Source organism: Pseudomonas sp. G(2018) (assembly GCF_005502415.1).
In the GTDB taxonomy this organism is placed as follows: domain Bacteria; phylum Pseudomonadota; class Gammaproteobacteria; order Pseudomonadales; family Pseudomonadaceae; genus Aquipseudomonas.
Genome location: NZ_SCOO01000005.1, coordinates 187,509 through 200,297, shown reverse-complemented (window position 1 = coordinate 200,297; position 12,789 = coordinate 187,509). Strand labels below are relative to the sequence as shown.

12 protein-coding genes are annotated in these 12,789 nt (G+C 61.1%); 6 read left to right on the top strand and 6 right to left on the bottom strand.

Annotated elements, in window-relative coordinates; genetic code table 11:
* Positions 1-4: 4 nt before the first annotated feature.
* Positions 5-1,153: a pyridoxal phosphate-dependent aminotransferase gene (locus FFS64_RS07350; protein ID WP_137804810.1), complete on the top strand. Its 1,149-nt coding sequence runs from the start codon at positions 5-7 to the stop codon at positions 1,151-1,153.
* Entirely contained in the window at positions 1,141-1,932 is a 792-nt protein-coding gene (locus tag FFS64_RS07345; protein WP_137804809.1) for an amidohydrolase, read from the top strand. The genes FFS64_RS07350 and FFS64_RS07345 overlap by 13 nt, the downstream gene beginning before the upstream one ends.
* Before the next feature lie 161 nt (positions 1,933-2,093).
* Here the strand turns inward: FFS64_RS07345 and leuA are convergent, their stop codons facing one another.
* A complete protein-coding gene (leuA, locus tag FFS64_RS07340; protein ID WP_137804808.1) occupies positions 2,094-3,773 on the bottom strand; it encodes a 2-isopropylmalate synthase in 1,680 nt (559 codons plus the stop codon).
* A 392-nt stretch (positions 3,774-4,165) separates the two neighbouring features.
* Between leuA and FFS64_RS07330 the strand changes: the two genes are divergently transcribed.
* Positions 4,166-4,522 (top strand): hypothetical protein, encoded by a 357-nt coding sequence (locus FFS64_RS07330; protein WP_137804807.1) that lies wholly within the window; start codon positions 4,166-4,168, stop codon positions 4,520-4,522.
* A 52-nt stretch (positions 4,523-4,574) separates the two neighbouring features.
* Here the strand turns inward: FFS64_RS07330 and FFS64_RS07325 are convergent, their stop codons facing one another.
* Positions 4,575-5,396, bottom strand: coding sequence for a M23 family metallopeptidase (locus FFS64_RS07325; protein WP_137804806.1), 822 nt, complete (start codon positions 5,394-5,396; stop codon positions 4,575-4,577).
* Between the two features lie 3 nt (positions 5,397-5,399).
* Entirely contained in the window at positions 5,400-6,779 is a 1,380-nt protein-coding gene (xseA, locus tag FFS64_RS07320) for an exodeoxyribonuclease VII large subunit (protein ID WP_095193764.1), read from the bottom strand.
* 181 nt (positions 6,780-6,960) lie between these two features.
* Here xseA and FFS64_RS07315 point away from each other — a divergent pair, with 181 nt between their 5' ends.
* Complete coding sequence (locus tag FFS64_RS07315; protein WP_137804884.1) at positions 6,961-7,728, top strand: sulfite exporter TauE/SafE family protein; 768 nt, start codon at positions 6,961-6,963, stop codon at positions 7,726-7,728.
* 52 nt (positions 7,729-7,780) lie between these two features.
* Here the strand turns inward: FFS64_RS07315 and FFS64_RS07310 are convergent, their stop codons facing one another.
* Genes FFS64_RS07310 through FFS64_RS07300 form a run of 3 tightly spaced genes read right to left on the bottom strand, consistent with a single transcriptional unit; the run spans position 7,781 to position 10,156 of the window.
* Complete coding sequence (locus FFS64_RS07310) at positions 7,781-8,170, bottom strand: DNA polymerase III subunit chi (RefSeq protein WP_137804805.1); 390 nt, start codon at positions 8,168-8,170, stop codon at positions 7,781-7,783.
* Positions 8,171-8,178: 8 nt separating this feature from the next.
* Complete coding sequence (locus FFS64_RS07305; RefSeq protein WP_095193761.1) at positions 8,179-8,607, bottom strand: DNA polymerase III subunit chi; 429 nt, start codon at positions 8,605-8,607, stop codon at positions 8,179-8,181.
* 58 nt (positions 8,608-8,665) lie between these two features.
* Complete coding sequence (locus FFS64_RS07300; protein ID WP_137804804.1) at positions 8,666-10,156, bottom strand: leucyl aminopeptidase; 1,491 nt, start codon at positions 10,154-10,156, stop codon at positions 8,666-8,668.
* Between the two features lie 396 nt (positions 10,157-10,552).
* Here FFS64_RS07300 and lptF point away from each other — a divergent pair, with 396 nt between their 5' ends.
* Positions 10,553-11,671 carry an LPS export ABC transporter permease LptF gene (gene lptF / locus FFS64_RS07290; RefSeq protein WP_137804803.1) on the top strand — a complete coding sequence of 373 codons (1,119 nt, stop codon included), beginning with the start codon at positions 10,553-10,555 and terminating at the stop codon, positions 11,669-11,671.
* A complete protein-coding gene (gene lptG / locus FFS64_RS07285; RefSeq protein WP_137804802.1) occupies positions 11,664-12,725 on the top strand; it encodes an LPS export ABC transporter permease LptG in 1,062 nt (353 codons plus the stop codon). The genes lptF and lptG overlap by 8 nt, the downstream gene beginning before the upstream one ends.
* Positions 12,726-12,789: the final 64 nt, after the last annotated feature.

Genomic DNA, 12,789 nt, shown 5'->3' with positions numbered 1-12,789 from the left:
ACCGATGATCACCAGTAAGCTGCCGAATGTCGGCATCACTATCTTCACTCAGATGTCTCAGCTCGCGGCGCAGACCGGGGCGCTTAATCTGTCCCAGGGTTTTCCCGATTTCGACGGCCCGCAAGCCCTGCGTGACGCGGTCGGTCGACACATCGCCAGCGGCCACAACCAGTACTCGCCCATGACCGGCCTGCCGGCATTGCGTCAACAGATTGCGGCGAAGATCGCCCGCAGCTATCGCGTCAGTGTGGATGCCGATCACGAGGTGACGGTCACTCCCGGCGCGACCCAGGCGATCTTCTGCGCCATCCAGGCGGTTATCCACAGCGGTGATGAGGTCATCGTGTTCGACCCGGCTTATGACAGCTACGAACCCTCGGTGGAGCTGGCCGGTGGGCGCTGCGTGCATGTGCAATTGGGCGTAAAGGATTTCAGTATCGACTTCGAGAAGCTCGCCGAAGCCCTGAGCCCGCGCACGCGGATGATTATTCTCAATACCCCGCACAACCCCAGCGGTGCGCTGATCAGTCGTGCCGACCTGGATCAGTTGGCGGCGTTGATCCGCGATCGCGACATCTATGTGATCAGCGACGAAGTCTACGAACACCTGGTGTACGACGGCGTGCCTCACGTCAGCGTGCTGGCCCATGAAGAACTGTATCAGCGCGCTTTCGTGGTCAGTTCCTTCGGCAAGACCTACCACGTCACCGGCTGGAAAACCGGCTACGTGGTCGCGCCGCCAGCCCTGACGGCCGAGCTGCGCAAGGTGCACCAGTACGTCAGTTTCTGCGGCGTGACCCCGCTGCAATATGCCTTGGCCGATTACATGGCCGAGCACCCGGAGCACGTCGAAGAATTGCCAGGTTTTTATCAGGCCAAGCGCGACTTGTTCTGCGATCTGCTGGCACCGTCGCGTTTCAGTTTCACGCGGGTGGCGGGTACGTATTTCCAGTTGGTCGACTACTCGCAGATCCGCCCGGACCTCAATGACGTCGAAATGGCGCTGTGGATGACCCGCGAACACGGTGTCGCCAGCATTCCGATCTCGGTGTTCTACCAAACGCCGCCCGAAGGCCAGCGCCTTGTGCGGCTGTGTTTTGCCAAGCGCGAGGAGACCCTGCGTGAAGCGGCGGAAAAACTATGCGTGATCTGAGTGCATTGCCGAAGCTGACCGTTGCGCTGATCCAGACGACCCTGGCCTGGCACGATCGCCAGGCCAACCTGGAGCATTTCGAGCCGCTGCTCGAACAGGCTCGTGGCGCTGACCTGATCATCCTGCCGGAGATGTTCACCACCGGTTTCTCCATGGAGTCCGAGACGCTGGCCGAGGCGGAAAACGGCCCCACCAGCAAATGGTTGCGGACTCAGGCGGCGAAGCTCGATGCAGTGATTACCGGTAGCGTCATCATTCAGGTCGCCGATGGCAGTCATCGCAATCGCCTGTTGTGGGCGCGGCCGGACGGCGAGGTACTGCACTACGACAAGCGGCACCTGTTCCGCATGGCCGGCGAGCACAATCACTACACCCCCGGCGAGCGTCAGGTGCAGTTCGAACTCAAGGGCTGGCGGGTGCGGCCGCTGATTTGCTACGACCTGCGCTTCCCGGTGTGGAGCCGCGATGCCCAGGACACAGACCTGCTGTTGTATACCGCCAATTGGCCGGGCGCTCGACGCCAGCACTGGAACCGCTTGCTGCCGGCAAGGGCGATCGAGAACCTGTGCTACGTGGCGGCGGTGAACCGCGTCGGCACCGACGGCAAAGGCTTTGCCTATACCGGTGACAGTCAGGTGCTGGATTTTCAGGGCGAGACATTGCTCAGCGCAGGGGAGGCTGATGGGGTGTTCAAGGTGGTACTGGATGCGGCGGAACTGGCGGCTTACCGGCAGCGGTTTCCGGCGAATCTGGATGCGGATACTTTTGAATTTACCTGAGACTTCTGCTGCCTGAGCTGGCCTCTTCGCGAGCAGGCTCGCTCCCACATTGGAATGCATTCCCCTGTGGGAGCGAGCCTGATAGGCACTACAAAAATGACAGGCAAACAAAAAGGCCCCAAGGTTCGCACCTTGGGGCCTTTTGCATTGCGGCGAAGGGCTTACGCGGCTTTCGCTTCCGGCTGGCTCAGGGAGCGGTTCAGCGCGCTGAACAGGGCCTTGAAGCTGGCGGTGGTGATGTTTTCATCGATACCCACGCCATGCACCGCACGTTCACCGTTCACACGCAGTTCAATGTAGGCCGCGGCCTTGGCATTGGTGCCCGCGCCGATCGCGTGTTCGTTGTAGTCCATGATTTCCACCGGAATCGGCAGACCGGCCACCAGCGCTTCCAGGGCACCGTTGCCCTTGCCGCGCCAGTGCAGGTTGGTTTCGCCCTGGCCTTTGCTGGCGACTTCCACTTCGACGGCGCTGTGGCCGTTTTCTTCCTGCAGGCGATGGCTGACCAGCGCGTACGGGGTGTTGGCCTGCAAGTATTCACTGTGCAGCAGGGCATGAATTTGCTGGGCGGTCATTTCCAGGCCCAGGCGATCGGTTTCACGCTGCACGACCTGGCTGAACTCGATCTGCATGCGACGCGGCAGGCTGATGCCGTATTCCTGTTCCAGCAGGTAGGCGATACCGCCTTTGCCCGACTGGCTGTTGACGCGGATGACCGCCTCGTAGCTGCGGCCGATGTCGGCCGGGTCGATCGGCAGGTAAGGCACTTCCCACAAGGCATCGGATTTCTGCTGGGCGAAGCCCTTGCGGATCGCGTCCTGGTGGGAGCCGGAGAATGCGGTGTGCACCAGGTCGCCGACGTACGGGTGACGCGGGTGAACCTGGATCTGGTTGCACTCTTCGACGACCTTGCGCACGCCGTCGATGTCGGAGAAGTCCAGTTGCGGGTCAAGACCCTGGGTGTACATGTTCAGGGCCACGGTCACCAGGTCGACGTTACCGGTGCGCTCGCCGTTGCCGAACAGGCAGCCTTCGACGCGGTCGGCGCCGGCCATCAGGCCCAGCTCGGTGGCGGCAACGCCAGTACCACGGTCGTTGTGGGTGTGCAGGCTGATGATCACGCTGTCACGACGGTTGATGTGACGGCCGAACCATTCGATCTGGTCGGCATAGATGTTCGGGGTCGCGCATTCGACAGTGGCCGGCAGGTTGAGGATCATCTTGTGCTCGGGCGTCGGGTTCCAGACTTCGATCACCGCGTCGCAGACTTCCTTGGCGAACTCAAGCTCGGTGGCGCTGAAGGTTTCCGGGGAGTACTCGAAGGTCCACTCGGTTTCCGGTTGCTGGGCGGCGTACTTGACGAACAGCTTGGCCGCGCTCACGGCGATTTCCTTGATTCCGTCCTTGTCCTGGTTGAAGACAATGCGGCGGAAGGAAGGGGAGGTCGCGTTGTACAGGTGAACGATGGCCTTCTTCGCCCCACGCAGGGATTCGAAAGTGCGGGCGATCAGGTCTTCACGGCCCTGGGTCAGCACCTGGATGGTGGTGTCGTCCGGGATGTGGCCGCCTTCGATCAAGGTGCGCACGAAGTCGAAGTCGGTTTGCGAAGCGGCCGGGAACGAGGCTTCGATTTCCTTCACGCCGACCTGTACCAGGGTTTTCCAGAAACGCAGCTTCTTGACGGCGTCCATCGGTTCGATCAGCGACTGGTTGCCGTCACGCAGGTCGGAGCTGCACCAGATTGGGGCGGCGGTGATGGTTTTCGACGGCCAGGTGCGGTCCGGGATGTCGATGGTCGGGAATGCGCGGTATTTCGAAGACGGGTCTTTGAGCATGCTCATCGGGAAATCCTTATTGTGTGGGCCGAAAAAAGGCGGCCTGCCGGTGGATCAAATGTTCTGGGGATAAAGCGTAAGACGAGGCACCGCGATTCAGCCCGGCAGTCGTGCACTGACAAGGCACAAGCTGCGATGCTGACGGAGCTGAATGAGGGTGTGAGAGGTTTTCATGCCTTCAACCCTAACCGCGGGGGGAAAGGATGGCAAGCAGTCGAAAAAAATTGAGAGGAATACTCGTTGGCGTCTGTTTGGCGAGATTTTATTGCTCTGTACGAGCCTGATCTTCAGGTTGTTTGCGCAAGGTTTGAGCGATGCGCAATCAGTGTTTTGAGCGCAGAGTGCTTGCGGCCGGGCTATTCTTCTTTAAAGCCTCGACTGGCGAGCGGGAGACGGCGATGAACGAATCCGATTGGAAACAGTATTGCGCATTGCGTCCGGTAGCCCATGAACGGATGTGCACCCGGATCATGACCGACGTCGAAAAAATCGTGCTGGACAAGAGTATCGCGCCTTACGAACGCATCGAAGCCAGCGAGGAATTGCTGAAAGCCGCGCAAAAAGAGCTGTATTGGGCGTTTGGCGTCTTCAGGTTTTCACGCCATGAAGCGCGCTCGCACCTGCTCGGGTTGTGCGCGCGGGAGTTGATCACGGCGGAGGAACTGACCTGGTTTTCAGCGGAAACCCAGGAGTGGGTCCGGCATTGTCTGGCGGACCGGGAAGTCCATGGGATTGAGGACCTGGAGGCGGAATAGGCGGTGTCCGTGATGCCGCTCTCGCGAGCAGGCCATCAGCCTCTTCTGAGAATCAAGGCTGAAACGCGCCAATAAATATGGCCGGATCCACCCGCGCATCATTAAGGCTGACGTTCCAATGCATATGCGGTCCCGTCGCCCGGCCGGTAGCACCCACCTTGCCGACCACACCGCCGCGTGCCATTTGCTGGCCAACCTTCACATCAATCTTCGACATGTGGCAGAACATGCTGATAAAGCCCTGGCCATGGTCGACAAACACCGTATTGCCATTGAAGAAGTAATTACCGATCAGAATCACCTTCCCGGCGGCCGGGGTCTTGATCGGCGTACCGGCAGGCACGGCGAAATCCAGGCCTGAGTGAGGATTGCGCTCTTCACCATTGAAGAAACGGCGCACGCCGAACTTGCTCGACAGCGGGCCGTTCACCGGTTTATCCAGCAGCACGTTACTTGGCGTATTCGGACTGAACGTGCGGTAGGCAGCGATCTGCTCGGCCAGTTCGCGCTCGATGCGCTTGAGATTATCCGGGTCCGGATTGACCTGTTGCGTGTTTTTCAGGGTGATGCGCTGTTCCGGGTATTTCTTGTTACCAACGGTGAACCCCAGGCTACGACCGCCGCTGCTGACGGATTGGGCCCCCGGTTTGACCGTCAGCGGTATGCCGACGATGGCCAGCCAGTTGTTCTGTTCCTTGACCACCAGCACCGGTTTGCCCTGATAACTGGCTTTTGGCGCTTGCGTGGCGGCGCCCAGGTCCACCACGGCCACGCCGCCGGGCACCGGTTTGTTCAACAGGCGCGTGATGTAACTATCGGCATGGGCGTTGAACGTCAGGCACAACAACAGAAACGAAGTAAAAAAACGCGGCATGGATCAATCCAGTAAAGAAAGGGTGACGGGCGTCAGGTGATTGTCTTCGACCCGCACTTGCAGTTCGCCTTCACCCAGTTTGGCTTTCAGGCGCTGGCCGGTGTGGGTTTGCCCGGCGCTGCGGATCGCGTTGCCGCGCTCGTCCAACAGAATGCTGTAGCCACGGCCGAGGGTCGCCAGGGGGCTGACCACATGCAGCGTCTGCATCTGGCTTTGCAGTTGCAGGCGACGGCTTTTCAAACCTTCGCGCATGGCGCGGGGCAAGCGTTCGGCGAGGCTGTCGAGGCGCTGCCGCAGCATCGCCAGTTGTCGGCCTGGATGCTGTCCGGCGAGGCGGGTTTCCAGACGGATCAGTCGTTCGCGCCGGGTGTTGAGGCTGCGCTCGAAGGCGCGGCGCAGGCGCATGTCCAGGTCGTCCAGACGCTGCGCTTGCTGACGCAGGCGCTCACCCGGATGACGCAAGCGGCGAGAGATACCTTCCAGGCGCAGCCGATCACGCATCAGGCGGTCGCGCATGCGCATCACCAGCCGACGATGCAAGCTCTCGACCCGACGCACCAGATCACTGGAGTCCGGTGCCAGCAGTTCGGCGGCGGCAGAAGGCGTGGGAGCGCGAACGTCGGCGACGAAATCGCTGATCGATACATCGGTTTCATGGCCGACGGCGCTGACGATCGGCGTCACGCAGGCGTCCACGGCGCGGGCCACGGCTTCCTCGTTGAAGCACCAGAGGTCTTCCAGAGAGCCGCCGCCACGGGCCAGGATCAATGCATCGAAGCCGCGGGCGTCCGCCAGTTTCAGCGCGCGAACAATCTGCGCAGTGGCTTCGCGGCCCTGTACCGCAGTAGGGATCAGCGTCAGCTGCACTTGCGGCGCACGGCGGCGGAATACGCTGATGATGTCGCGAATCACCGCGCCGGTGGGCGAGCTGATGATGCCGATACGTTGCGGATGCGCCGGTAGCGGCACTTTGCGTTCGGCGCTGAACAGGCCTTCGGCGCTGAGTTTTTCCTTCAAGGCATCGAAGGCCAGGCGCAGCGCACCATCGCCGGCCGGCTCCACGGTGTCGAGGATCAGCTGATAATCGCCGCGCCCCTCGAACAGCGAAACCTTGCCCCGCACCTTGACCGCCAGGCCGTCCTTCAACGCCTGGCGCACCCGGGCGGCGTTCTGCCGGAAGAGGGCGCAGCGCACTTGGGCGCCGCTGTCCTTGAGGGTGAAGTAAACGTGCCCTGACGCCGGGCGGGCGAGGTTGGAGATTTCGCCCTCGACCCAGATGTTGCTGAACACGTCTTCAAGCAACACCCGCGCACGGCCGTTGAGCTGGCTGACGGTCAGGACTTCGCGGTCCAGGCCGAGTCTTGCAAAGGGATCTTTAATCATGGGGCGCAGTTTAAAGGCATTCGGTGAACAATCTCCATGAGTCCGCGCAAATCCCTTGTGGGAGCGAGCCTGCTCGCGAAGGCGTCATGCATGTCAGTCGCGGCAGCGTTGAATGTTATTCCGTATTCGCGAGCAGGCTCGCTCCCACAGGGGTAAAGTCGTCGGCGGTATTCAAGGAGGATTGAGTGTGGCTGAGTTGTTGAACCAATGGCCATTCGGCGCAGTGGACTGGCTGGTGATCGGGGCGGGCATCGCCCTGGCTTACATCGTGTTCGGTATCGCCGGGTTCGGCACGGCATTGGTGGCCGGGCCGATTTTGATTTTGTTCATGCCCTTATCGAAAATCGTGCCGCTGCTGGTGCTGCTGGATTTCGTCGCGGCGTTCGGCAATCTGTTGCCTTCACGACGGGACGTGGCCAAACCAGAACTCCTGCGATTGCTGCCCTGTATGGCGGTGGGTTGCACCCTTGGCGTGATTTTTCTGCTGAACCTGAAATCCGACCTGTTGCTGCTGTTGATGGGGCTGTTTATCAGCGCGTATGCGATCTACAGCCTGTGGATAAAAGTCCGTCCGGCGCAATTGTCCGCTGTTTGGGCGTTGCCGATGGGCACCGTGGGCGGGATGTTCGGCGCGTTGTTTGGCAGTGGCGGTTTTTTGTATGCGATCTATCTGAACAGTCGGCTGCTAAAGGACGAAGCGCGGGCGACTCAGAGTGCACTGATCAGTTGCAGCACGGTGGTGCGTTTGAGTCTGTTTGCGGTCGCGGGGGTGTATGCCGAATTACCGTTGCTGGTATTGGCGCTGTGCCTGCTGCCGGCGATGGCGTTGGGGCTGTGGGTCGGTCGGCGGTTGACCATGCGCCTGTCGCGCGAGGCCTTTGTGCGGCTGGTGACGTGGCTGGTGCTGGCGAGCGGGATTGCGTTGATCGGGCGTTATCTCGGCACATGAACTCTTTGTAGGAGCGAGCAAGCTCGCTCCTACAGAAGATCGGTACGCCGTATCAATCGTTGTACTGACTCAACAACCGCTCAAGCCGCGCGCTGAGGCGGCGTTTGATTTCGGTTTCGATGTGCGGCGCGAAGTCGTCGATCACGTCTTGCATGATCAATTGCGCGGCGGCACGCAGTTCGGTGTCGAGGTACAGCAAGGCGTCGGTGTTTTTGCTGGTACTCGGCGCCGCTTCGGCAGCGGGTTTGGGAGGTGCCGGCTCGACGATCGGCGCGGGTTCGCTGACGGTGTCGAATAGCATGGGAATCTGTTCCTGGTCACCTTCTTCGACCGTGTCGGTCAGCAGCGGTGGTTGCAGGTTGTCATCGCCGAGTAACTGGCGGATCGACTCAAGGTCGTCCAACAGGTGCGCGGACTTTTGCAGCGGTTTTGGAGTGTCCATCGGAATGCTCAGAGTCGCTGTAAACGGTGATCTTGCAGAGGATAGCCCTGTTCGCGGTAGAAACGGAAACTCTCCCGCGCGGCCTGGCGGATCACCGGATCTTCGACCACCACTTCCGCCACGCGGGCGAAGCGTTGGGCAAAGGCCGGGACCTTTAGGTCGAGGTTGACCAGCAAATCCTGGTGCTGACCGCAGTCATCGCCAAAACCCAGCACGATCAAGCTGTCCGGTTCGCTTTCAGCGGGGCCGTGGGGCACGAAGCTTTCGCCCTTGAACGCCCACAGGCGGGCATCGAGGTCGTCGCGCTGGGCGGCGTCACTGCAATGCAGGTAGACACGGTGGCCCATGCGCCAGGCTTTTTCGGTGAGCTTGCAGGCGAAATCCAGGCGAGCCGAGGGATCGGCGCTGGGCAGGATATAGAAGTCGACTTTGGTCATTGCGGTTCCTGAGCCAGGACGGCGTTACCCGAAAGTAACGCCCCCTGGATCATTGGTTTCAGGCTTTGGCGCGGTCCAGCAGGTATTGGGTCAGCAGCGGAACCGGACGGCCAGTGGCGCCCTTGTCCTTGCCGCCGCTGGTCCATGCGGTACCGGCGATATCCAGGTGAGCCCAATTCAGGTTCTTGGTGAAGCGCGACAGGAAGCACGCAGCGGTAATGGTGCCGGCTTTCGGGCCGCCGATGTTGGCGATGTCGGCGAACGGGCTGTCCAGTTGCTCCTGGTACTCATCGAACAGCGGCAGTTGCCAGGCGCGGTCGTCGGCAGCCTGGCCAGCGCTCAACAGTTGACCGATCAGTTCGTCGTTGTTGCCCAGCAGGCCCGACGTGTGGGAGCCCAGAGCGACGACGCAGGCGCCGGTCAGGGTGGCGATGTCGATCACCGCTTGCGGCTTGAAGCGCTCGGAGTAGGTTAGGGCATCGCACAGCACCAGACGGCCTTCGGCGTCAGTGTTGAGGATTTCCACGGTCTGGCCGCTCATGGTGGTGACGATGTCGCCAGGACGCGAAGCGTTGCCACTCGGCATGTTCTCGGCGCAGGCCAGGATGCACACCAGGTTGATCGGCAGCTTCAGTTCGAGTACGGCACGCAACGTACCGAACACGCTGGCGGCGCCGCCCATGTCGTATTTCATTTCATCCATGCCGGCGCCCGGCTTGAGGCTGATGCCGCCGGTGTCGAAGGTGATGCCCTTGCCGACCAGTGCGTACGGCTTCTCGGATTTCTTGCCACCGTTGTACTGCATGACTATCAGGCGCGGCGGCTGGGCGCTGCCCTGGCCGACGGCGTAGAACGAGCCCATGCCCAGTGCCTTGATCTTCTTCTCGTCGAGGACTTCGACTTTCAGATCCTTGAACTCTTTGCCGAGGTTTTTCGCCTGCTCACCGAGGAAGGTCGGGTGGCAGATGTTCGGCGGCAGGTTGCCCAGGTTGCGGGTGAAAGCCATGCCGTTGGCGATGGCGGTGGCGTGGGTCACGGCGCGTTGCACTTCAGCCTGGGCGGCCTTGATGGTCAGCAGGGTGATTTTCTTCAGGGCGCGCGGTTCGGCTTTCTGGCTTTTGAACTGGTCGAACTGGTATTCGCCGTCCACCAGGGTTTCGGCCAGCAGGCGGGTCTTGCCGTAGCTGTCGCGGCCCTTGACCACGATTTCGTCCAGAGCCAGTACGGCGTCACTGCCACCCAGGCCTTTAAGGGTGTTGAGTACGCCGGCGACGATTTTGCGGAACGGGCGGTCGCCCAGTTCTTCATCCTTGCCAACGCCCACCAGCAGCACACGCTCGGCTTTCAGGTTCGGCAGGCTGTGCAGCAGCAGGCTCTGGCCGACCTTGCCGGCCAGGTCGCCGCGCTTGAGCACAGCGCTGATTGCGCCGCCGCTGAGTTCGTCGAGTTGTCTGGCTGCAGCACCGAGCTTGCGGCCTTCACCGACGGCGACGACCAGCGTGGCGGTCTTCAACGTTTCCGGGTTAACGCTTTTTACAACCAGTTCCATGTCCGGGTCCCTGAATTGATGGTCAACTCGCAAGCGCTCGACAGCGGGTGTGCGTCGCTTGCTTATAAATATAGAAAGGCGCCGGGAGTGGCCGGCGACGAAGGCCGCAGTTTGAACCTCGCTGCCAGCGCCTGACAACCCTCGGTTGCACGAATGTAGGAGCGAGTTCGCTCGCGGTGAACCCGACTGCGGCGCGGGCTGTCAGAGATCCCGAGTTATCGTTGCCCAGCATCGCGAGCGAGCTCGCTCCTACAGGCGTTTCCCTGCATTGCGCAGTGACAGGCGCACCCAATCACAGGATAATGCGCCATCTTTTTTCGGCGGCTCTGCCTTGCGGGCTGTCTGATATGTTTGCTTGTTTGGCCGCCTTAGCCTGACAACCCTGGAGTGTCTGGTTTGATCGTCTTCCGTTATCTATCCCGCGAAGTCCTGTTGACCTTGAGCGCCGTCAGCGGCGTATTGCTGGTCATCATCATGAGCGGACGCTTCATCAAATACCTCGCCCAGGCGGCCTCGGGTCAGCTGGATCCGGGTTCGCTGTTCCTGATCATGGGCTTTCGCCTGCCGGGGTTCCTGCAACTGATCCTGCCGCTGGGCCTGTTTCTCGGGATCCTGCTGTCCTACGGTCGCTTGTACCTCGAAAGCGAAATGACCGTACTCTCGGCCACAGGCATGAGCCAGCAACGCCTGTTTCGCATGACCCTGTTCCCGGCCACGATTGTGGCGCTGGTGGTTGCCTGGTTGAGCCTGAGCCTGGCACCACAAGGCGCCAATCAGTTCCAGTTGCTGCTGAACAAGCAGGATGCCCTGACCGAGTTCGACACCCTGGAACCAGGCCGTTTCCAGGCCCTGCGCGACGGCACCCGGGTGACGTACACCGAGCAGTTGTCGGATGACCGCATCAATCTGGGTAGTGTGTTCATTTCGCAAAAGAACATCAGTTCCGACAAAAAAGATCGCGGAATCTCCGTGCTGGTGGCGGAAAAAGGTCGCCAGGAAATCCGCCCCGACGGCAATCGCTACCTGATCCTCGACAACGGCTACCGCTATGACGGTAACCCGGGGCAAGCCGATTACCGGGCGATCAAGTACGAAGAGTACGGCGTACTGTTGCCCAAGCCGGATGTCAGCGATGAAGTGACCGATCGCGATGCCATGACCACCGCATCCTTGCTGGGCAGCGACGACATCCGCTCCCGTACCGAGCTGCAATGGCGGTTGTCCTTGCCATTGCTGGTGTTCATCGTGACCTTGATGGCGGTGCCGCTGTCGCGGGTCAATCCGCGCCAGGGCCGTTTCCTCAAGCTGCTGCCGGCGATTCTTCTTTATATGGCTTACCTGACCATCCTGATTGCCGCTCGCGGTGCCCTCGAAAAGGGCAAGATTCCACCGGCGCTGGGCTTGTGGTGGGTGCACGGGATCTTCCTGGCCATTGGCCTGGGTTTGCTCTATTGGGAGCCCTTGCGCTTGAAGATGGCGAGCCGCCGCGCCGCACTGGAGGTGGCCCGTGGTTAAGCTCGACCGCTACATCGGTAGCAGTGTGTTCATGGCGATCCTGGCGGTTTTGGGGATCATTCTCGGTCTGGCGACGTTGTTCGCGTTCATCGATGAGATGGGCGATGCCAGCGATACCTATACCCTGGTCGATATCCTGAGTTACGTGTTGCTGACCGCGCCGCGTCGTCTGTACGACATGCTGCCGATGGCCGCGCTGATCGGTTGCCTGATCGGTCTCGGCAGCCTGGCCAGCAACAGCGAACTGACCATCATGCGCGCGGCCGGTGTATCGGTCGGGCGGATCGTCTGGGCGGTGATGAAGCCGATGCTGGTGCTGATGGTGGTGGGCGTGTTGATTGGCGAGTATGTCGCGCCGGCAACCGAAAGCACCGCACAGGCCAACCGTTCGCTGGCCCAGGGCAGCGGCGATTCTCAAAGTGCCAAGCACGGTCTGTGGCACCGCCAGGGCGACGAGTTCATCCACGTCAACTCCGTGCAACCCAATGGCCTGCTGTATGGCGTGACCCGCTACCGCTTCGATGATCAGCGTCGCATCCTGTCGTCCAGCTTCGCCAAGCGGGCAGCGTTCGACACGGACCACTGGCAGTTGAGCGACGTCACCACCACGCTGTTCCATGAAAAGAGCACTGAAGTGGTCAGCGTTCCGGTCGAACGCTGGGACGTGGCATTGAGTCCGCAACTGCTGAGCACGGTGGTCATGGCGCCCGATTCGCTATCGATCACCGGCCTGTGGGGTTACATCCACTACCTGGCGGACCAGGGATTGAGCAACGGCCGTTACTGGCTGGCATTTTGGGTCAAGGTGTTGCAGCCGCTGGTCACTGCCGCCCTGGTGCTGATGGCGATTTCCTTCATCTTCGGCCCGTTGCGCTCAGTGACCCTCGGTCAGCGGGTGTTTACCGGTGTGCTGGTGGGGTTCACCTTCCGCATTGCCCAGGATTTGCTGGGGCCTTCGAGCCTGGTGTTCGGTTTCTCGCCGCTGTTTGCGGTGCTGGTGCCAGCGAGTGTCTGCGCCCTGGCGGGACTCTGGCTTTTGCGTCGCGCCGGTTGATGGCGGGGTATTTCCCGCTTCACGCGTCATGAAAAACGCCCCTGTCGCAAGATCGGGGCGTTTT